This is a genomic window from Microbacter sp. GSS18, from assembly GCA_029319145.1.
Classification (GTDB): Bacteria; Actinomycetota; Actinomycetes; order Actinomycetales; family Microbacteriaceae; genus Microbacterium.
In genome coordinates this window covers 3,182,954-3,203,891 of the sequence record CP119753.1, presented here as the reverse complement: position 1 = coordinate 3,203,891, position 20,938 = coordinate 3,182,954, and the positions used below count along the sequence as shown (strand labels likewise).

The following is a 20,938-nucleotide window of genomic DNA, read 5'->3' as shown; positions in this document are numbered from 1 at the left end:
CGATCGTCACGCCTCGTGCGCGAGGATCTCGTCGCGACGGCGGTCCATCTCGGCCTCCAGCGCGCGACGGTCCTTCGCGAGGGGCCGGTAGAGCAGCGTCAGGAACAGCGCATTGAGCGTCATGACGCCGCACACGAGCCACAGCATGACCGACTGCAGGCCGTCGGCGTCGGCGAGGAACCCGGCGACCAGCGTGTAGATCGCGAACCCGACAGACTCGATGACCGATACGAAGAACGCGAAGGCCGCGCCGCGCAGCTCGGGCGGGACGACGGCCATCACGAGCGGCCGGTTCACCCCGGCGACGGGCGACTTCTTCACGCAGTACCTGGGCAACCTCGCGGCCAACGACCGCCAGCCCCAGCTGGTCAAGTTGTTCGCGATCCTGTCCGCCGAGAGCATCAGCGACGACCACCCGGCTCACGAGTGGTTCGCGCGCCGCTACCAGAACATGATCGAGGACATCACGGCGATCATCGAGCCGCTGATCGACCCCGCGGCGGCCGGCGCGCACGTCGACGCGCGCACGCTCGCGCAGTGGCTCGTCGGCCTGGCCGACGGGCTGCGGACGCAGGCTCTGCTCGTGCCGGGATCGGTCGACCGGCACGAGTCGATCGGCAGATTCGTGGCCATGATCCGGCCGTACCTGCGCGACCCGGACGCCGACGTCGCCGCCGCGGAGGGAGTCGCCGCCGCGGAGGGATAGGGACCCGGCTCAGCGCTCGTCGACGTCCGACCCGGACCACAGGTCGGATGCCTCCACCTCGATCACTCCGTAGGCGGCGAGGTATGGGCGGGCGCCGCGGTCGCCCTGCAGCGCGCCGGCGACATCGGGCCAGTGCCCGCGCCCGATCAGCACGGGATGACCCGGACGTCCGGAGTACACGGCCTGCACGAGCGCATCGGCGCCCCCCGAGATCTCGGCGACCGCCAGCAGCCGCCGCAGCGCCTCCGGCGGCGCCTCCGGCGTGTCGACCGGCGTGATCGCGAGCAGGTCGGCGCGTGAGGCCCCTGCCGCAAGGATCCCGGCCCGCAGGCCGGCCGACACCCCGTCCGCCCAGTCAGGCACCGAGACGACCGCGGCCTCGCCGGGCACGAGCGCGGCGACGTCATCGCCCCGCGCACCCACGGCGACCAGCACGTCATCGCAGCCGCCGTCGCGCAGCATCCGCACCGCCCGCGCGACCCACGGCTCGCCGTCCGGCATGCGCGCCAGGCCTTTGGGACCGCCGAATCGGGTCCCGGCGCCCGCGGCCAGCACGAGACCGCACACCCGCATGAACCGCCCCGCTTCCCCGCCCTCGGCGCGGCGCACCTGGCGCCGCGTGCGTGTCACGACAGCGTAGTGCGCCCGAAACACAGCGGGTCTAGCGTATTTCCATGCTCGAACTGGCGCGTGATCTCCTGCCGCTGGTGAGGGCGGGAACACCCGTCGCCACCGTGATCGTCACGCACGTCGCGCGCAGCGCCCCGCGCGGAGCCGGCGCCGCCATGGCCGTCACGTCCGACGCCGCCGTGATCGGCTCGATCTCGGGCGGATGCGTCGAGAGCGACGCCGTCTCCCTCGCTCTCCGGGCGATCGCGACGGGCGGCGGGCACACCGCGCGGTTCGGGTTCACCGACGCCGATGCCCACGCCGCCGGGCTCGCATGCGGCGGGCAGGTGGACGTGCTCGCCCGCGCCCTCGATGCGGGCGATCCGCTGGTGATGCGGGCGCTCGAAGACGCCGCCGCCGATCGGCCGGCCGTGCTCGCGCTGGTCGCCACGGGCCCACGCGCCGGAGCGGCGCTCGACCCCGCCGCGCTTCGCGCCGGCATGGACGCTCCCGGTCGCGCCGACCTCGACCGCGCACTCGCGCTGCGTGAGAGCATCGCGCTGCCCGCCGCGCACGACGGCGCCGACGTGCTCGTGATCTCCCACGCGCCGCGGCCACGCCTGATCATCCTGGGTGCGGGCGAGCACGCCGCCGCCCTGTGCCGCGTGGGGGCGGCCGCCGGGTTCGCCGTGACCGTGTGCGACGCGTGGGACGCGCTGGTCACCCGCGAGCGGTTCCCGGAGGCCGACCGTCTCGTCGTGGGTATGCCGCACGAGCATCTCGCGACCCTGGCGGACGACGAGCTCGACGCCCGCACCGCGGTCTGCGTCCTCACCCACGACGAGCGTCTGGACATCCCCGCGCTGCGGCAGGCCCTGTCGATGCCGGTGGGCTTCGTCGGGGCGATGGGCGCGCGCCGCACCGTCGCGCACCGCTCCGAGCTGCTGCGGTCCGCCGGCGTCGACGACGTCGACCTCGCCCGCCTGCACTCGCCGCTCGGCTTGGATCTGGCCGGCTCCAGCCCCGACGAGACCGCCCTGTCGGTCCTCGCCGAGATCGTGTCCTCACGCCACGGCGGCACCGGTCTGCCGCTGCGCGAGCGCACCGGCCCCCTCCACCGGCGCGACGGAGCGCCCGCCACCGCGGACGAAGACCCGGCAGCCCTCGCGGCCGGCATCCCCGCCGCATCCGTCTCGTGCGCCGCACCGGCGCCCCACCGCCGCCGCGCAGGAGCCCCCGAATGACCCGCACCATCATCGAGAACGGCTACGTCGCCACCGTCGACGCCGCCGGCACCGAGCACGCCGCCGGCCACGTCGTCATCGAGGACGGGGACATCGTCGCCGTGGGGTCCGGAGCCGCGCCGGCGGCCGTGCGGGACGGCGCAGAGATCATCGACGCGACCGGATGCCTCGTCACTCCGGGTCTGGTCAACACGCACCACCACCTGTACCAGTGGCTCACGCGCGGCCACGCGCAGGACGCCATCCTGTTCGACTGGCTCACGAGCCTCTACCCGCTGTGGTCGCGCATCGACGCGGGCCTCACCGGCGCCGGCGCCGCGGGAGCCATGGCCGTGCTCGCGCGGTCGGGCTGCACGACGGTCGGCGACCACCACTACATCTTCCCGCAGGGCTCCGGCGACATCGTCGGCGCCCTGGTGGAATCGGCCTCACAGGTCGGCGTCCGCCTGCACGCCACGCGCGGCTCGATGGACCTCGGCGCGTCGCAGGGCGGGCTGCCGCCGGACTTCGCGGTCGAGACGACGGATGCCGCCCTCGCGGCGTCGCAGGAGGCGGTCGAGCGATACCACGACCGATCCCGCGAGGCGATGGTGCGCGTCGCGATCGCGCCGTGCTCGCCGTTCTCGGTCACCGCCGACCTGCTCCGAGAGGCCGCCCTGCTCGCCCGCAGCCTCGATGTCCGTCTCCACACCCACGCGTCCGAGACCGTCGAGGAGGACTCGTACTGCCAGGAGCACTTCGGCAAGACGCCGACGCAGTACCTCGAGGATCTCGGGTGGCTGGGCGACGACGTGTGGATGGCGCACGGCGTGCACCTCGACGACCCGGCGATCCGGCGATACGCCGCCACCGGCACGGGGGTCGCGCACTGCCCGTCGTCCAACGCGCGGCTGGCCGCCGGGATCGCCCCCGTGCGGGACCTGCTGAACGCGGGCGTCCCGGTCGGCCTCGGCGTCGACGGCGCAGCCTCCAACGAGTCCGGGCAGCTGGGCGTCGAGGTGCGCGAGGCGGTCCTGATGAACCGCCTGCGCACCGGGTCGGACTCCATGAGCGTGCGCGACGGGCTGCGCATGGGCACGATGGGCGGCGCCCGCGTGCTCGGCCGGCAGGACGAGATCGGCTCGCTCGAGCCGGGGAAGCTCGCCGACATCGCCGTCTGGCGGGTCGACGGCGTCGAGCACGCCGGCATCCTCGACCCCGTCGCAGCCCTCGGACTCGGCGCCCTTCCGCCGCTCAAGCGCCTGTTCGTCGGCGGCGCGCCGGTCGTCGAGGACGCGACGCTCGTCACTGCGGAGGAGGACCTCCTCGCCCGCGGCGTCGCCGCGGCCTCGCGCGAACTGGCCGAGAGGCTCTGACATGGACATCACGAGCATCACCGGGTTCCGGCGAGCCCGCACTCGAGACGACCTGGCGCTCGCCCCCGGCGAGGTCTTCATGGCCGGGGGAACGTGGCTCATGAGCGAGCCACAGCCCGAGACCACCGGGTTCGTCGACCTGACCACGCTCGGCTGGCCCGATCTCGAGGTCACCGCCGACGGCCTGCGCATCGGCGCGACCTGCACGATCGCAACGCTGCGCGCGTGGGCCGAGGGACGCGGGGCCGAGCCCGTGCCCGCGGACTGGCACGCCACCGGAATGATCCCGGATGCCGCCGACGCGCTGCTGGCGTCGTTCAAGATCTGGAACACCGCGACGGTCGGCGGGAACATCTGCCGCGCGTTCCCCGCCGCGGCGCTGGCCTCCTTCGCCGTCGCGCTCGACGCCCGGGCCGAGATCTGGACGCCGTTCGGCGGCGTCACCCATATGCCCGTTTCGGAATTCATCACCGGTGCCGGCGAGAACGCCCTCGCGGCAGGTGAAGTCCTCCGGGCGATCGACGTCCCGGCATCCGCTCTGCGGTCCCGAGCGCGGCTGCGCAAGATCGCGCTGGCCGAGCTCGGCCGGTCGGGGGCCGTGGTGACCGGTCGCGCGGACGAGGACGGCTCGGCCGTGTTCGCCGTCACCGCCGCCGTCGATCGACCCGCGGTCCTGCGCTTCACCGCGCTGCCCGACGCCGCCGACCTCGCCGAGGCCGTCCGGTCGGCATCCGGCTACTACACCGACTCGCTCGGCGCCGCGGACTGGCGGCGCGGCGTGAGCGTCGTGCTCGCGGAGCGCATCCGGCAGGAGCTGACCGCATGAGACTCGACGTCAACGGCGCCCCGCTCGACGCCGACCCGCGCCCGGGCCAGTGCCTGCGGACGCTCCTGCGCGAGCACGGCCACACCGAGGTCAAGAAGGGCTGCGACGCGGGCGACTGCGGCGCGTGCGCGGTGATCCTGGACGGCGAGCCGGTGCACTCGTGCATCATCCCGGCCATGCGCGCCGAGGGCGCACAGGTCACGACGGCTGCGGGCCTGGCCCGGGGCGACGAGCTGCACCCGGTGCAGCAGGCGCTCGTCGACGGCTTCGGATTCCAGTGCGGCTTCTGCACGCCCGGCATGAGCGTGACCGCGTCGACGTTCGACGGCGCCGACCTCGACGATCTGGACCGCCGCCTCAAGGGGAGCCTGTGCCGGTGCACCGGCTACCGGCCCATCCGCGAGGCGATCCGCGAGTCCGTCCTGGGAGAGGTCCGGCAGACGGGCCCCCGTCCGCCTTCGGACGCGCCCGACGCCGGCGTCGGGCGGTCCGTCTCGCCCGAACCCGCGCGGCGCATCGTGCAGGGGCTCGAGCCCTTCACCTTCGACACCGAGCGCACGAGCGACGCCCTCGTGCTGCGCGTGCTCGGCTCACCCCACGCGCACGCCCGCATCACCGGGATCGACACCGCCGCCGCCGAGGCCCTGCCGGGTGTCGTCGCCGTGCTCACGCATCGCGACGCCCCCGCGACGCGCTTCTCGACGGCGCGGCACGAGCATCGCACCGATGATCCGGACGACACGCGCGTGCTCGACGACGTCGTCCGCTTCGTCGGCCAGCGGGTCGCCGCGGTGGTCGCCGAGACCGCCGAGGCGGCCGACGCCGCGCTCGCGCTCCTCGACGTGACGTACGAGGTCCTGCCGGCGGTGTTCGACCCCGAGCAGGCGCGGCAGCCCGGCGCCCCGCTCGTGCACCCCGATCGCACGGCCGGGGACCGCGTGGCCGAGGCCGGTCGCAACGTCGTCGCCAGCATGCACGCCGGTCGCGGCGGCGACGTCGACGAGGCGCTGGCCGCCAGCGACGTGAGCGTGAGCGGAACGTGGCGCACCGGCCGTGCATCGCACGCCCAGCTCGAGACGCACGGCGCGCTGGGATGGCTCGACGACGACGACCGCCTCGTGATCCGCGCGAGCACCCAGGTTCCGTTCCTCACCCGCGACGAGCTCGCCCGCATCTTCGACCTGCCCGCCGACCGCATCCGCGTGCACACGGCGCGCATCGGCGGCGGCTTCGGCGGCAAGCAGGAGATCTTCGCGGAGGACCTCTTGGCGCTTGCCGTGCTGCGCACCGGCCGCCCCGTGGCGTACGAGCTGACCCGCAGCGACGAGTTCCGCCGCACCGCCGTGCGGCATCCGTATCGCGTCGGCGTCTCGCTCGGCGCCACCGCGGACGGCGTGCTCACCGCGATGAAGGTCGACGTGCTCAGCAACACCGGGGCGTACGGCAACCACGGGATCGGCGTGCTCTTCCACAGCGTGTCGGAGTCCATCAACGTCTACCGGTGCCCCGTCACGCACGTCGACGCCGAGGTGGTCTACACCAACACGGTGCCCTCGGGCGCGTTCCGCGGCTACGGCCTCGGACAGGTGATCCTCGGGATCGAGTCGGCGCTCGACATGCTCGCCGAGCGCCTCGGCATGGATCCGTTCGAGCTCCGCCGCCTCAACGCGGTCCGCGACGGCGAACCCCTGCTGACCGTGCACGACGAGCCCGAGGCGGACCTGGTGTGGGGCAGCTACGGCCTCGACCAGTGCCTCGACCTCGCGCAGGACGCGCTGCGCCGGGGCAACGGCGTCGACGCCCCCGACGGGTGGCTCACCGGCGAGGGCATGGCGATCTCGCTGATCGCCGGCGCCGCTCCCGGCGGGCACTTCGCCGACGCCACGGCGACACTGCGCCCCGACGGCGTCTACGAGATCGCCGCCGGCACCGCCGAGTTCGGCAACGGCACGAGCACCGTGCTGCGCCAGGTCGCCGCGACCGTCCTCGGTGCGCCGCCGGACCGGATCGTGCTGCGGCACAGCGACACCGACCTGATCGGCCACGACACCGGGGCCTTCGCCTCGGCCGGCGTCGTCGTGGCCGGGAAGGCCGTGGGGCGCGCCTGCGCGGCGCTGCGGGATCACCTCGCGGCCGAGCCGGACGCCGGGCCGTTCATCGCCCACGGGAGCGCCGACGCCGCCGAGCGCACACCGTCCTTCAACGTCCACGCGGTGCGTGTGGCCGTCGACCCCGAGACCGGCAGCGTCCGGGTGCTGCAGTCCGTGCAGTCGGCCGACGCCGGCTTCGTCATGAACCCCGCGCAGTGCCGCGGCCAGGTCGAGGGCGGTGCCGCGCAGGCGCTCGGCGGTGCGCTCTACGAGGAGGTCCTCCTCGACGAGGACGGCGCCGTCTCGAACCCGGCGTTCCGCCTCTACCGCGTGCCGCAGTCGGCGGACATCCCCGACACCGAGGTCTTCTTCGCCGACACCCATGACGACATCGGTCCGTTCGGCGCCAAGTCGATGAGCGAGTCGCCGTACAACCCGGTGGCGCCCGCCGTCGGCAACGCCATCGCGCGCGCCCTGGGGCGGCGCCCGTTCCACCAGCCCTTCACGCGCGAGCGCGTGTGGCGTGTCGCGCAGGGCCTCGACGAGGACTGAGCGGACGCCGTCGTCCGCGGCATCCGACCGGCGTCATATCTCCGAAACACGCCGACCTCGGGGCTGAAACGTAACACCACTAGGGTCTTGCCGATCACATTCCGTCCTTCCTAGGGGGAGCCAGACCCGATGGCCATTCACAGCAACCTGAAGGGACGGGCCCGCGTCGGGCTCGTCGCCGCGGCGTTCGCCGCATCCGCACTCGTCCTCGCCGGCTGCGCCAGCAGCGACTCGGGGTCCTCGACCGACACCGAGGCTGAGGCCGCCTCGTACGGCGAGGTCAGCATCCAGTACTCGTGGATCAAGAACGAGGAGTTCGCCGGCGAGTTCTACGCGTACGAGAACGGCTACTACGACGAGGCCGGCTTCGAGAACGTGGTCGGCATCGCCGGCCCCGACACGGGTGTCGCCAAGCTGCTGTCCGGCACGGTGCAGTTCGCCCTCAGCGACGCAGCGTCGGTCGGCGCCGCTGTCGCGGAGCAGGACGCCCCGCTGAAGATCATCGGCGCGACGTTCCAGAAGAACCCCTTCACGATCCTGTCGCTCGCCGACGGCGGCGACATCGCCACGCCCGAGGACCTCATCGGCAAGCGCATCGGCGTTCAGGACTCCAACGCCTCGGTGTTCGCGGCCCTGCTCGCCGCCAACGGCATCGACGCCGCCGATGTCGAGGTCGTGCCGGTCGACTTCGACCCGACCCCGCTCATGAACGGCGAGGTCGACGGCTTCATGGCGTACCTGACCAACGAGTCGATCACGGTCGAGATGTCGGGCTACGAGGTCACCAACCTCGCCTACGCCGACAACGGCCTGCCCTACGTCGCCGAGACGTACACGGTCACCGACCAGTACCTGGCGGAGAACCCCGAGCTGATCAAGGCGTTCCTCATCGCCGAGATCAAGGGCTGGTCGGACGTCTTCACCGAGACGACCGACGACACCGTCGACCTCGTCATCGAGTACTACAACGAGTCCGCCGCCGCCGGCGACCTGACGTTCGGCGACCTCGACCCCGACAAGACCGCCGCCGCGGTCGAGGCCGAGAAGCTGCTGATCTCGACCGAGGAGACCGAGGCGAACGGCCTGTTCACCATCTCGGACGACCTGAAGGCTCAGACGCTCGCGTCGCTGGCCGCCTCGGGCTGGGACCTGACGGCGGATGACCTGTTCGACACGACGATCATCGACGAGATCTACGCCGAGAACCCGGACCTGGTCGACTACCTGGGCTGATCGGCTCGCACATCATGACCGACATCCACAGCACGGATGCCGCCACCACGGCGCCGGCGACGGGGGAGACCTCGTCGCCGGCGCCGACCGGTGGTACGGGCATCCAGATCTCCGGCCTCAGCAAGACCTTCCCGCTGCGCGGCGGCAAGAGCCTGACGGCACTGCAGGACACCGACCTGCACACCGACAAGGGGTCCTTCCTGGCCCTGCTCGGCCCATCGGGCTGCGGCAAGTCCACGATCCTGCGGATCCTCGCGGCGCTCGAGCACCCGACGACGGGCGAAGCGCTCGTCGACGGCGAGACGCCCGACCAGATGCGCGCGAACAGCGAGCTGGGCATCGCCTTCCAGGATCACGCCCTGCTCCCGTGGCGCAGCATCCGCAAGAACATCGAGCTGCCCTTCGAGGTCGCCGGCCGCAAGGTCGACAAGGACTACGTGCAGGAGCTCATCGACCTGGTGGGCCTGCACGACTTCGCCAACGCCAAGCCCTCCCAGCTGTCGGGCGGCATGCGCCAGCGTGCGTCGATCGCCCGCGCCCTCGTGCTCAAGCCCTCGGTGCTGCTGCTCGACGAGCCGTTCGGTGCGCTCGACGACATGACCCGCCAGAACCTCAACCTCGAGCTCCTGCGCATCTGGACCGAGAAGCCGGCGACGACCCTGCTGGTCACCCACGGCATCAGCGAGGCGATCTTCCTCGCCGACCGCGTCGCGGTCATGTCGCCGCGACCGGGCCGCATCAAGGAGATCATCGACATCGACCTCCCCCGGCCCCGCACGCCCGACATGATGCGGACGCCGGAGTTCCACGCGTACGTCGATCAGGCCAGCGAACTGCTGTTCGGAACGGACGGGCGCTCCGAGGCGGAGGACTGATCGTGCGGGCCCGCTCCGTCCCGCGGTGGCTCGCAGGCGTCATCGGCGGTGTCTCGCTGATCCTGCTCTGGTGGATCTTCTCGCTCGTCGTGTTCCAGCCCGGCGAGGGGACCGACTACACGCCGGTCCCCTCTCCCTGGGCCGTGTTCCAGTGGCTGTTCGTCGACGGCAACATCGCCGGCGCGTGGAACGTGTTCCAACCCACCATCACGGCCGCGGCGATCGGGTACGTGTGGGGCAACGGCATCGCGCTCGTGCTCGCGGCGTTCGTCCTGATCTTCCCGAAGACCGAGAATCTCATCACCCAGATCGCCGTCGTCACCTACTGCCTGCCGATCGTCGCGGTCGGCGGCATCTCGGTCGTCGTGCTCGGCGGTGCCAAGAATCCCGGCGAGCCGTCGGCGACCGCCATCTTCCTCGCGGCCCTCGTGTGCGTGTTCACGACCGTCGTCGGAGCGATCCTCGGCTTCAAGTCGGCCGACAAGGCCTCGCTCGACGTCGTGCGCGTCTACGGCGGCGGCGCGTGGACGCAGCTGTACAAGGTGCGGCTCATCGCGGCGCTTCCGGCCATCCTCAACGCGCTGCAGATCGCCGTGCCGACGGCCTTCCTCGGCGCCGTCCTCGGCGAGTACCTCGGCGCCATCACCGCGGGCGTCGGTCCGACGCTCGTCCGCCTTCAGGGTCAGCTGGATTCGGCCGGCGTGTGGTCGGTGTTCCTGCTCACCGCGGTGTTCGCCCTCGTCGCGTACGGGCTGGTGGGACTGCTGATCCGACTCGTCACCCCGTGGGTCGCAGGGAGCGCAGCACGATGAGCCAGAGCCAGATGAACCGCCCCGTCACCGTGGCGAACCCGGTCACATCTCCGATCGACGAGCCGCAGGCCGCGCGCGCGGCGCAGGCGCGGCTGCGCGCCCAGCGGCGCCGCGCCATGACGAAGGCCCTGCTGCGGTCGCTCGGCAACGCCGCGATCACCCTCATCGTGCTGCTGCTGCTGTGGCAGGCGGTCGTGAGCCTGACCGGCATCTCGCCGTTCGTCGCGAAAGGCCCGGTCGACGTGTGGCAGTTCCTGTTCACCGACGAGGACGCCGCCGCGAACCGCGCCCAGATGGCGCCCCTGCTCGCGCAGACGCTCGCCGACTCGGCGCTGGGCTTCGTGGTGGGCATGATCGTCGCGATCGTGCTGGCCGTGCTGTTCAGCCTGTCGCGCTCGGTCGAGGCCGGCGTCATGCCGCTCGTGCTGCTGCTGCGCACGATCCCGCTCGTCGCCATCGCGCCGGTGATCATCCTCATCACGGGTCGCGGGACGACGGCATCCGTCGCGGTGATCGGCACGATCGTCGTGCTGTTCCCGGCGCTCGCGAACGTGCTGTTCGGACTGAACCGCGCCAGCCAGCAGAGTCTCGACGTCGTGCACGTCTTCGGCGGCAACCGGCTGATGACGATGCGCAAGGTCAACATGCCCGGCGCCCTGCCGAGCGTCTTCGCCGCCGCCCGCGTCTCGGTGCCCGGCGCCGTGACCGGTGCGCTGCTCGCCGAATGGCTCTCGACCGGAACCGGCATCGGCGGCTCGATCCTGAAGTTCAACGCGCAGGCCCAGTTCACGCAGCTGTGGACCTCGATCGCGCTGATCACGATCATCACGCTGGTGCTCTACAACCTGGTGCAGATCGCCGAGAACATCGTGCTCGCCCGCATGGCGATGACGACCGCCCAGCAGTAGTGCACGGTGCCGTCCGCGTCTCCACGCGCGGCGCGGACGGTACCGTGATGGGAGGCGACGGACCAGGAGGTGACTCGTGCGCACAGGACGACCGGTACCGCGGCCCAACGCGATCGCCGCGGCGATCCTGCTGGGCGTCGCCGCCGCGGGCCTGGCCGGATGCGCCGACGGCGGTGAGACGGTCGAGACCGCCGAGCCGACGTCGGTCGAGGAACTGTGCGCGATCGAGCTCGTGGTCGACTGCTCGGAAGGTCCGTCCTCGCTCGTGGTCGAGATCGCGGGAGCCGCGACCGACGAAGAGGTGCTCGAGTTCGCCGCCGACGTCCGATCCGTCGCGGCGTCCACGACCTCCGTGACGTCGGCGACCCTCGAGCTCGAGGGCCCCGAAGCCGCCCAGCTCGACGGCGAGGTCACGGCGCCCCCGAAGTGGTCGGTCCAGGTCTACCCCGCGGAGGCCGCGCCGGTCACGGCACTGCTCGAGAAGGTCTTCGAGGTCGCAGCTGTCCCGGGCACCACCGGCATCAGCCTCGACGGCGACTGGCCCACGGTGACGGTGCTGGACATATCCGACATCGAGTGGGTCTTCACGACGGTGCGCGAGCTGCCGCTCTTCGCCGAGGGCGGCACCTACACGCTGCTCCCCGGCGACGAAAGGCTCACGATCGTCCACGTCCCGGCGCGCATGAGCGACGAGGCGGTGCGCGAGGTCATCCGCATCGCGCTGACGCACCCCGAGGCGAGCGTCCTGCTCGAAGCAGCCACGGAGCCGCCGCACAACCCGACCCTCTACGTCTCGGGCCTCACGCCCGAGGCCGTGGCCGACATCGCCGAGCGCTTGAGCGATCCGCGGCTGGCGGATGCCGACATCGACGGCTACCCGGTGTCGTTCGTGCTGTCGACGCCGGGCGAGGACGGCGAGGAGTACACGAGCGGCACGTTCGGCGGGGTCGGGTCCGACTGACGTCGCGTCACGCCTCGGCGTCGACGATCAGCAGCACCCCGCGATCATCGGCTCCGCACACGCGGCCGTACTCACCCAGGAACGACGTCGCGTCCTGTCCGCCGGGCAGCTGGCGCAGCGTGAGGTAGGCGCCGGTGACGTCCAGGCGCGATCCCTGGCCGGCGTGGCGCCCGGAGGGCAGCAGGACGACGTCGGCGTCGAGCTTCACCGCCTCGGGCCAGATGATCCAGGCGCCGTTCGCCGTCCGGGTCTCGGCGTCGATCGTGCGCCACGTGAGGCATCCGTTCGGCTCGACGACGAGTGTTCCCGAGAGGTCGACGACGTCGGCGCCGCTGGCCGCGAGCACGCTCTGGACGACGTCGTGCGTCAGCGTCGGCAGTCCCCGGTCACCGGCGCCGCCGTCCTCGGAGCACCCCGCGAGGCCGGCGAGCGCCGCCGCCGCGAGGACGGCGGACGCTCCGATCGGCCACCGGCGACGACGCGGGTATCGGGTTCGCACATCCGCCATTCTCGTCCGCTCGACGCCTGCCGGCGTCATCGGCTCGGGCGATCCCGCACTCGACGCAGACCGGCCGGCCGGACACGGGGTCCGACCGGCCGTTCGCGCAGGGCGCGGTCAGTGACGCACGAGCACCTTCATGAGCCGCCCCGAGCGCAGGTCGTCGATCGCCTGAGGCACCTCGTCCACCGGGATCTCCGACACCCAGGTCTCGCCCGCGTCGTAGAGGCCCTTCGACATCGCGTCGATGACGGCGTCGAAGTCCTCGGGCAGGTAGCCGAGCGCGCCGGTGATGGTCGTCTCGCCGAGCACCAGCTGCGTCGGGTGCAGATCCATCGTCCGCTCGTGGATCGCGACGACGACCACGGTGCCGCCCGGCGTCAGGGACGCCAGCCCTCCCGCGACGGCCGAGCCGACGCCGGCGGCGTCAAAGGCGACGTCGACGCCGTCGCCGTTCGTCGTGTCAGCGACTCGGGCTGCCAGATCCTCGTTCACGGGATCGACGATGTTCGTCGCGCCGACCGAAGCGATCGCGAGGCGACGAGCCTCGCTCGGCTCCGAGACGAGGATGTTCTCGACACCGCGAGCGCGCAGCGCGAAGCAGCAGAGCGCTCCCGGTCCGGCTGAGCTCAGGCCGGCTGCGGAAGGCCGTCGATCCGGAACACCGGGTGCTCGGCCGCGATCCGCTCGAATGCGGCCGGCGGTGCGCCGCGCTCGGCCGCCAGGTGCGGACGAGCCCCCGGGGCGACATCGAGATAGCGCCGCAGGATCGGCGCACGCTCCGCCACGGCGACCTCGGCGAGGGTCACGTCGTGCTCACCGTCGTGCCGGATGATCGCACGGCCGTCACCGGCGCGGACGTTGCGCACCCAGTTCGCCTGCTCCCCCAGCATCGAGACGAGGTACCAGTGACCCTCGTGGTCGGCGAGCACAACGGGGAACTGCAGCGGGCGGCCGCTCGAGCGGCCGCGCACCTCGAGCGTGACGTCCCGATCCCGCGCCAGAGCACCGCCCTTCCGGTACTGCCGCGCCCAGAAGCCGTTGAGCGCCCGCGCGACCGGCCCCGGCCTGTCGCCGCGGTAGATGAGGCGCTTCATCCAGTACAGGCGCGAGAACGTCCCCGCGCTTCCCCCCTCGGCCATCGGCCACCCTTCCGCTGACATCGGGTCACGACAACCCCGACCGTATGCGCGATCCCCGCCCCCGGCCAGGGGGTTATCCCGACTCTGCCGCAGAAACCCTTCACTCGCCGCCGAACCGGTGCGCACACCGTCATGGTGCCATCGCCGTTCGACACCGCCGATCGCGACGGCGGGCCCGGGTCGGGCCGGCTCAGCCCCGGTCCGCCGCCAGCTGCAGCACCGACTCGGCGAGGGCCTGGATGCCGCGGGCGACGTCCCCGGCCGAGACCGCCTCGTCGGGGTGGTGGCTGATGCCGTCGGGGTTGCGGAGGAACAGCATGCCGACATCCGTCACGGCCCCGATCGCCATGCCGTCGTGGCCGGCGCGGCTGAAGATGACCGCGGGGTCGTCGGCGGTCTCCGGCGTCGTCGAGCGGATGCCGAGGCTGACGGCGTCCTGCAGCAGCGGCGCGCAGAACACCGCCGGGGCGCTGTGGATCTCGTGCGCGCGCCAGCGCAGTCCGCGGCGGCCCATGATCTCGTCGAGATCGTGCTCGATGCGCTGCCACACGCGGTCGCGCTCCCCGTCGAACTCGCCGCGCAGGTCGAGACTCAGGTGCGCCTCGCCGGGAACGATGTTCACCGCGCCGGGATACGCCTCGAGCTGGCCGACGGTGCCGATGATGTGATGCTCGGAACGGCATATTCGCTCCACGGCGAGCGCGGCCTCGCTCGCACCGAGCAGAGCATCGCGCCGCCGATCGTAGGGCGTGCCGCCCGCGTGACGCGCCTCACCCTCGACGACGAGCTGGAAACGCCGCGCGCTCGCGATCGACGACACCACCGCGAGCGATTCCCCGCGCTCGTCGAGCTCGGGCCCCTGCTCGATATGCGCCTCGAGGTATCCGACCAGCTCGTCGGGTCGCCGTGCCGCCTCGCCGACGCGTCCCGGATCCAGGCCGAACTCCAGGAACGCCTCGCGCAGCGACGTGCCGTCCTTGTCGGAGAGCGCCCACCAGTCCGCGTCCCACTCGCCGGCGACGGCCGAGGACCCCAGCAGCGCCTTGCCGAACCTCGTGCCCTCCTCGTCGGAGAATGCGATGACCTCGAGCGCGAACGGCAGCGGCGACCGGAACCCGGAGCCGTCGGCGGTGGGCACGCGCAGCATCCGCACCACTTCGAGCGCCATCAGCACGCCGACGATGCCGTCGTAGCGTCCGGCGTCGGGGACGGTGTCGAGGTGCGATCCCATCAGCAGTGCCCGCGCTTCGTCCCGCACGGCGGGTTCACCCGGCGACCGTCCGGACGGCGCCGGATTCACACGCAGACGCCCCAGCTGGTTGCCCGCGGCGTCCTGCCGCGTCGTCATGCCCAGCTCGCGCATCCACTCGGCGGCGAGGCGGTTCACGCGCGCGTGCTCGGGTGACAGGTAGACGCGTTCGATGCCGCCCGACATGGCCGAGACCCGCGCGAGCTCGTCGCACCGCGCCATCACGCGCCGCGCCGCGCCCGCGACGACGTCCCGGTCCACGCGGAGCAGTGTCGCGGTCACGTCACGCGCTCCGGTACACGTCGGCCGCGGCCTCCACCCCGCCGCCGGTCGGCACGGCGTGGCCGTGACGGCGCAGCACCGCCTCGAGCGCGGCGAGCGTGGTGAGCACGGCGTCCTTTCGAGCGTTGTAGCCCATCGTGCCGATGCGCCACACCCGGCCGTGGAGCGGGCCGAACGACGTGCCGATCTCGATGCCGAAGTCGGTGAGCATCTCGCCGCGCGCGACGTCGCCCGGAACGCCCTCGGGGATCTCGACCGCGACGACGTTGTTCATCTTGTGGGCGACGTCGCCGAAGACGACCAGGCCCAGGCCCCGGACGCCGGCGAGCATCGCCTCGCCCGCGAGACGGTGGCGGGCGACGACGGCGTCGCGCCCCTCCTCGAGCAGCACACGCGCGCACTCCCGGGCGCCGTAGAGCATCGACGTCGCCTCGGTGTGGTGGTTCAGGCGCCGCGGGCCCCAGTAGTCGAGGATCATGCCCAGGTCGAAGTAGTTCGAGCGGACGAAATCGGGCGCGTCGGGATCGCCGGGCTCCCGGATGCCGGCCTCGATCTTCTTGCGCGACTGCACGACCTCGACGGCGCGCTCCGACAGCGTGATGGGCGCCGAGCCGCTCGGGCCGCCCAGGCACTTCTGCAGGCCCGCGGTCGCGGCATCCAGCCCCCACGCATCCGCCTCGAAGGCGTTGCCGCCCAGCGACGCGGTGGCGTCGGAGTAGAAGAGCACCCCATGCTCAGCGCACAGCGCGCCCACCTCGTCGAGCGGCTGATTCATGGTCGTCGACGTGTCGCCCTGCACGAGACCGAGCAGGTGCGGCTTGACCCGCACGATCGCCTCTTCGATCACGGACACGGGGAACACCTGCCCCCACTCCACCTCGATCGTGTGGACCTCGGCCATCGCGCGCTCCGCGATCTCGGCGAGCAGGTGCCCGAACCGTCCGAACACCGGCACCAGCACGCGATCACCGGGGCGTACGAGCGACACGATCGCCGCCTCGATGCCGGCACGGCTCGTGCCGTCGATGAGCAGGGTCGCGTCGTTCGTCGTCGACCACACACCGCGGTACAGCTCCTGCGTCTCGGCCATGGTCGCCGTCATGAAGGGGTCGTACTGACCCACGAGCGGCGCCGACATGGCGGTCAGCACGCTGGGGTAGGCGCTGATGGGGCCCGGCCCCATGAGGAGGCGAGCGGGGGGATCGATGGGTCCGGGCAGGGTCATGCGGGTGTTCCTTCTGGAGCGGATGCCGCCTCGGACAGCACACGCGCGAGGCGGCGGCCGAGGCGGACGAGGGCGATGTCGGTGCCTGCGCGCGAGACCGCGCAGACCCCGACAGGGGCGGGTCCGAGCTGCGACGGGACCGTCAGCAGCGGGACCGACAGCGCGGGGATGCCGGCGACGGCGGCGGGCGTGGTCATGCGCAGCGTCGCCATGCGGACGCGGTCGACCTTCTCGCCGCCGCTCGTGCGCATGGGCGCGGGGCCCGGCACGGTCGGCAGCAGCAGCTGGGCGTCGCCGACGATCTCGTGCAGCCGCTCCGCGAGCGGGGCGAGCGCCTCGCGGGCCGCGGTCTCGTCCGCGGACGTCACGGCCGCTGCGGCCCGGAACCGCTCGGCGACGGCGGGACCCACCGCACCGGGGTGCTCGCGCAGCCACGGTCCGTTGTTGCGCCACGCCTCGGCGCCCTGGACGGTGCGGAAGGGCAGGAACCAGTCGTCGAGGGCGCCGATCGAGACGGTGCCGATCTCGGGGCCGGACGGATGCTCGGCGAGGGCCGCCAGCATCGCCTCGAACGCGGCGCGGGTCTCGGGCTCGACCGCGTCGAGGACCTCGTCGGGAACGAGGAACCGCCACGGCAGGTCGTGTCCGGACTCGCCGTACACCGACTCGGTCGAGTCCGATCCGTCGTAGCTGAGGCACCAGTCCGCGACGCGCTGCAGCGTCTCGCCGTCGCGCGTGAGCCACCCGATCGTGTCGAAGGACTGTGCGAGCGGCAGCATGCCCTGGCGGGGCACGAGGTCGTGCGTGGTCCGCAGACCCCACAGGCCCTGGTAAGACGCGGGCACGCGCACCGAGCCGGCGGTGTCGGTCGCGAGGCCGATCTCGGCCTGACCGGTGGCGACGGCCGTCGCGGGACCGCTGGACGATCCGCCGGGCAGGGCGCCGGGCAGGGCGCCGTTGGGGGGCGTGCCGTAGTGGGCGTTGTCGCCGGCGATCGAGTACGCGAACTCGTCGGTGCGGGCGATGCCCCGCAGCGACGCGCCGCCGCGCATCAGGTCGCTGACGGCCGGCGACGTGTACGTCTCGGCCTTCACGCTGTCGAGGAACGTCGGGTTGCCCGCGCCGATGCGGTAGCCCTTGATCGCGAACAGGTCCTTGACGGCCACCGTCAGGCCCTCGAGCGGACCCTCCCACGCGCCCTGGAACAGCGGGTCGCCGACCGTGCGCCAGATCGAGCGGTCCAGCGCCTGCGCACGCGGGGTCACGTGCGCGGCGGTGATGAGCCAACCGGCCTCGCGGCGCTCCCACAGCTGCGTCTGCAGCCCGGTGCCGCCGGTGGCGTAGCGCGAGATCGACACGAGCAGAGCGGCATCCGGTCCGAGCTCGCGGTACTCGACGCGCTCGATGACGCGCTTGGGCACGCCCCCGCGCGTTCCGCGGAACGCCGAGATCGCCTCGTGGCCCACGAGCAGGCCCGCGGCGTCGCCGCGCATCGTCTCGGGTCCGGGCGCGAAGGCGGCGTCCAGGTGGTCGAGGTCGTTGGCGACGATCGCGGCCTCGTAGGCCGTGAACGCCGCGTACAGGTCGGCCGGAACGGTCTCGGCGCCTCGGACGGCGGTCATGCGCGCACCTGCCCGATCGTGCCGGTGGCCGGCGGCATCCCGGGAGCAGGAGGAATCGCCGCGACAGGAGGATCGGATGCCGCATCACCGGCATCCGCGAGATCTCCTGTCTCGGCGCGATCTCGTGTCTCCGCGGGGCCGCCGGGCGCGACGCCGTCGAAGTCGGCCTCGCGGATGCGGGCGTGGACGCCGCACACGATGTCGACCACCTGCGAGATGTCGAAGTCGGTCGCCGCGCTCAGGTACGCGTAGGCGAGGTGCTCGTCCAGACCCCAGCGGGCCCGGATGAGCGCGATCGCGGCGCGCACGGCCTTGCGCATCGCCTCGTTCAGGTCGCGGTCGAGCCCCGTCGGCACCAGATAATCGGACGTGCGCACGAGCGGTCCGAGCACGTCGCCGAACGCGGCGAGCGCCGCCTCGCGCGGCACGACCTCGAACCGCAGCGTCGCGCGCAGCGAGGCCTCGAGCGCCGTCAGCGCGACCTCGCCGTCGCCCTGTGCGAAGTGCGGATCGCCGACGTAGGCGAGCGCGCCCGCGACCTGCACCGGCAGGTAGAGCACCGCGCCCTCGGTGAGGAGGTTGATGTCGATGTTGCCGCCGTGCGAACCGGGGGGCACCGAGTGCGGGCGGTCGCCGCCCGCCACGGCCAGGCCCATCGTGCCGAGGAACGGCGCGAGCGGGAACTGCACGACGCGCGGTCCGCCCTCGATCACCGGGAGCGTTCCGACCAGGCGCCCGTCCCGCTCCTCGACAGGGCAGAACACGCTGACGTTGCCCTCGCCGCGCGGCAGCTCGCCCACGAGGGCGCCCTTGCCGTGCCGGTTCGAGATGACACCGTACGGCACGCGCGGCGCGAGGGTCCCGACCGTGATCTTGAGCAGATCGCCCGGCATGGCGCCCTCGACGTGGATCGGGCCGGTCACGACGTGCGGGCCGTCGTTCTGCGGGTCGCGCGAGAGCGTCGCCGCGATCTCGACCGCATCGGCCAGCACCGCGTCGGCGGCGACCCCGTGCCCCGTGAAGTACGCCAGCGGGTCCTTGCCCTGATCCTCGAGGATCCCCTCGTGGCTGACGGTGTCGATCGTGACGGTCTCACCCGGGGCGATGCGCAGCACCGCCGCGTCGTCGGCGCAGGGCAGGCGCCCCCACATCACGGTCGCGGGCGTCGCGGGCAGATAGTGGTCGCCGGGCCGTTCGCCCTCGCCCGGCTGCAGGATCGGCGTCGTGGCGTGCATGGCACCATCCAAGCCCATCTCGCGCGCCGCCGCCGGGACGGTCACGCGACCGGCTCCGCCAGGGCCGACAGCAGACGCCCGCCCGGTGCCCCGCGGAACCATGGCGCCTCGCCGGCCCCGCCCTCGGTGACGTTGAAGACGCCGGCGCCGTGCAGCCACGTGCGCCGCACCTTGCCGTGCAGCGTCCGGTGGTCGTAGGCGGTGATCGGGTTCTTGTGCAGCAGCTCGCGCGCGTCGATCGGGTACGGGTCGTCGAGGCCGAAGACGGCCAGGTGCGCGGGGGCGCCGGGCTCGATGACGCCGACATCGGTCAGACCGGCGACCGATGCCGGGCCGGTGGTGAACAGCGGCACGAGCGCCTCGAACGGGATGCCGCGCGAGTGAGCCTCGGTCCACACCGCCGACAGCCCCACCTGGAGCCCGGCGATGCCGCCCCACGCGAGGCCGAAGTCCCCGCCGCCCGAGCGCTTGAGGTCGACGGTCGAGGGCGAGTGGTCGCTGACGATCGCGTCGATGGTGCCGTCGAGGATGCCCTCCCACAGCAGGTCGCGGTTGGCGTCGTCGCGGATCGGCGGGCAGCACTTGAACTCGCTGGCGCCGTCGGGGATCTCCTCGGCGGCGATCGTGAGGTAGTGCGGGCACGTCTCGACCGTGAGCTTCACGCCGGCGGCCTTCGCCGCGCGGATCGCCGGCAGCGACGTCGCGTCGCTCAGGTGCAGGATGTGGGCGCGCGCGCCGGTGCGCTGCGCACCGTCGATGACGGACTGAATCGCGGAGGCCTCGCTCGCGGGCGGCCGCGAGCGCAGGAACGCCTCGTAGGTGCGCCCGAGGGGGCCGGCCTCGTGCAGCAGGTTCGGGTCCTCGGCGTGCACGATCAGGCGCGAGCCGATCGCCGCGATCTCCTCGAGCGCGGCGTCGAGCTGCTCGGGTCCGAGGTGCCCGAACTCGTCGACCCCCGACGGCGCGAGGAAGCACTTGAAGCCGTACACGCCGGCATCGTGGAGGGGTGCGAGACGGCCGAGGTTCTCGGGCACGGCGCCGCCCCAGAAGCCGACGTCGACGTAGGCGGATGCCGCTGCCGCAGCCTTCTTGATCTCGAGCGCCTCGACGGTGGTCGTCGGCGGGATCGAGTTCAGCGGCATGTCGACGATCGTCGTGACGCCTCCCGCCGCGGCGGCGAGGGTCGCCGAGCGGAAGCCCTCCCACTCGGTGCGACCCGGCTCGTTGACGTGCACGTGCGAGTCGACCAGGCCCGGCAGCAGCACGGCGTCGTCGGGCACGATCATGGCCCGGTCGTAGCGCGGGATGCGGGAGCCGACGGGCTCGACGGCGGCGATGACTCCGTCGTCGACCACGACGGCGGCCGGGCGGAAGCCTCCGTCCAGCCACGTCCGCTGGGCGCGGATGACGGTTCGTCCGGGTGCGGTGCGCTGAGGCGTCACTGGTGCTCCTTCGTCCTCGGTGCTGTCATGGTCCCGCATCCGTGTCTCGGAAGATCGTGGCGGCGGTTTCG

At 72.6% G+C, this 20,938-nt stretch carries 20 protein-coding genes; 10 read left to right on the top strand and 10 right to left on the bottom strand.

Features of this window, described 5'->3' with window-relative positions:
• Positions 1-6: 6 nt before the first annotated feature.
• Entirely contained in the window at positions 7-279 is a 273-nt protein-coding gene (locus tag P0L94_14790) for a hypothetical protein (protein WES63723.1), read from the bottom strand.
• On the opposite strand from P0L94_14790, the gene P0L94_14785 reads away from it, so the two are divergent.
• On the top strand, positions 221-706 hold the full coding sequence (locus P0L94_14785; GenBank protein WES63722.1) for a TetR family transcriptional regulator C-terminal domain-containing protein: 486 nt from the start codon (positions 221-223) through the stop codon (positions 704-706). The genes P0L94_14790 and P0L94_14785 overlap by 59 nt on opposite strands.
• A 9-nt stretch (positions 707-715) precedes the next feature.
• Here P0L94_14785 and P0L94_14780 read toward each other — a convergent pair whose 3' ends face one another.
• Positions 716-1,336 (bottom strand): nucleotidyltransferase family protein, encoded by a 621-nt coding sequence (locus P0L94_14780; protein WES63721.1) that lies wholly within the window; start codon positions 1,334-1,336, stop codon positions 716-718.
• Positions 1,337-1,380: 44 nt separating this feature from the next.
• Here P0L94_14780 and P0L94_14775 point away from each other — a divergent pair, with 44 nt between their 5' ends.
• The 9 genes from P0L94_14775 to P0L94_14735 all read left to right on the top strand — a co-directional run bounded on the left by P0L94_14775 (position 1,381) and on the right by P0L94_14735 (position 12,171).
• Positions 1,381-2,559 carry an XdhC family protein gene (locus P0L94_14775; GenBank protein ID WES63720.1) on the top strand — a complete coding sequence of 393 codons (1,179 nt, stop codon included), beginning with the start codon at positions 1,381-1,383 and terminating at the stop codon, positions 2,557-2,559.
• The gene (locus tag P0L94_14770) at positions 2,556-3,914 is read left to right on the top strand and encodes an 8-oxoguanine deaminase (protein ID WES63719.1); all 1,359 of its coding nucleotides are present in this window, start codon (positions 2,556-2,558) and stop codon (positions 3,912-3,914) included. The genes P0L94_14775 and P0L94_14770 overlap by 4 nt, the downstream gene beginning before the upstream one ends.
• A gap of 1 nt (position 3,915) precedes the next feature.
• The gene (locus tag P0L94_14765) at positions 3,916-4,740 is read left to right on the top strand and encodes an FAD binding domain-containing protein (protein WES63718.1); all 825 of its coding nucleotides are present in this window, start codon (positions 3,916-3,918) and stop codon (positions 4,738-4,740) included.
• Positions 4,737-7,382 (top strand): molybdopterin-dependent oxidoreductase, encoded by a 2,646-nt coding sequence (locus P0L94_14760; protein WES63717.1) that lies wholly within the window; start codon positions 4,737-4,739, stop codon positions 7,380-7,382. Before P0L94_14765 ends, P0L94_14760 begins: the two co-directional genes overlap by 4 nt.
• 129 nt (positions 7,383-7,511) lie before the next feature.
• Positions 7,512-8,615, top strand: coding sequence for an ABC transporter substrate-binding protein (locus P0L94_14755; GenBank protein ID WES63716.1), 1,104 nt, complete (start codon positions 7,512-7,514; stop codon positions 8,613-8,615).
• 14 nt (positions 8,616-8,629) lie between these two features.
• Entirely contained in the window at positions 8,630-9,490 is an 861-nt protein-coding gene (locus P0L94_14750) for an ABC transporter ATP-binding protein (protein ID WES63715.1), read from the top strand.
• A gap of 2 nt (positions 9,491-9,492) precedes the next feature.
• On the top strand, positions 9,493-10,302 hold the full coding sequence (locus tag P0L94_14745; GenBank protein WES63714.1) for an ABC transporter permease subunit: 810 nt from the start codon (positions 9,493-9,495) through the stop codon (positions 10,300-10,302).
• Positions 10,299-11,210: an ABC transporter permease subunit gene (locus tag P0L94_14740; GenBank protein WES63713.1), complete on the top strand. Its 912-nt coding sequence runs from the start codon at positions 10,299-10,301 to the stop codon at positions 11,208-11,210. Before P0L94_14745 ends, P0L94_14740 begins: the two co-directional genes overlap by 4 nt.
• A 76-nt stretch (positions 11,211-11,286) precedes the next feature.
• The gene (locus P0L94_14735) at positions 11,287-12,171 is read left to right on the top strand and encodes a hypothetical protein (GenBank protein ID WES63712.1); all 885 of its coding nucleotides are present in this window, start codon (positions 11,287-11,289) and stop codon (positions 12,169-12,171) included.
• 7 nt (positions 12,172-12,178) lie between these two features.
• Here P0L94_14735 and P0L94_14730 read toward each other — a convergent pair whose 3' ends face one another.
• The 8 genes from P0L94_14730 to allB form a co-directional block, all read right to left on the bottom strand.
• Entirely contained in the window at positions 12,179-12,670 is a 492-nt protein-coding gene (locus tag P0L94_14730; protein ID WES63711.1) for a hypothetical protein, read from the bottom strand.
• 117 nt (positions 12,671-12,787) lie between these two features.
• Complete coding sequence (locus tag P0L94_14725) at positions 12,788-13,303, bottom strand: zinc-binding dehydrogenase (protein WES66330.1); 516 nt, start codon at positions 13,301-13,303, stop codon at positions 12,788-12,790.
• Complete coding sequence (locus tag P0L94_14720) at positions 13,300-13,812, bottom strand: nitroreductase/quinone reductase family protein (GenBank protein ID WES63710.1); 513 nt, start codon at positions 13,810-13,812, stop codon at positions 13,300-13,302. The genes P0L94_14725 and P0L94_14720 overlap by 4 nt, the downstream gene beginning before the upstream one ends.
• 190 nt (positions 13,813-14,002) lie before the next feature.
• Positions 14,003-15,343 (bottom strand): Zn-dependent hydrolase, encoded by a 1,341-nt coding sequence (locus P0L94_14715; protein ID WES63709.1) that lies wholly within the window; start codon positions 15,341-15,343, stop codon positions 14,003-14,005.
• 1 nt (position 15,344) lies between these two features.
• Positions 15,345-16,568, bottom strand: a complete 1,224-nt coding sequence (locus P0L94_14710; GenBank protein WES63708.1) for an alanine--glyoxylate aminotransferase family protein — start codon at positions 16,566-16,568, stop codon at positions 15,345-15,347.
• Positions 16,565-18,190 (bottom strand): DUF3225 domain-containing protein, encoded by a 1,626-nt coding sequence (locus tag P0L94_14705; GenBank protein ID WES63707.1) that lies wholly within the window; start codon positions 18,188-18,190, stop codon positions 16,565-16,567. The genes P0L94_14710 and P0L94_14705 overlap by 4 nt, the downstream gene beginning before the upstream one ends.
• Entirely contained in the window at positions 18,187-19,425 is a 1,239-nt protein-coding gene (locus P0L94_14700) for an acetamidase/formamidase family protein (protein ID WES63706.1), read from the bottom strand. Before P0L94_14700 ends, P0L94_14705 begins: the two co-directional genes overlap by 4 nt.
• A gap of 41 nt (positions 19,426-19,466) precedes the next feature.
• Positions 19,467-20,867, bottom strand: a complete 1,401-nt coding sequence (allB, locus tag P0L94_14695) for an allantoinase AllB (GenBank protein WES63705.1) — start codon at positions 20,865-20,867, stop codon at positions 19,467-19,469.
• Between the last annotated feature and the right edge of the window lie 71 nt (positions 20,868-20,938).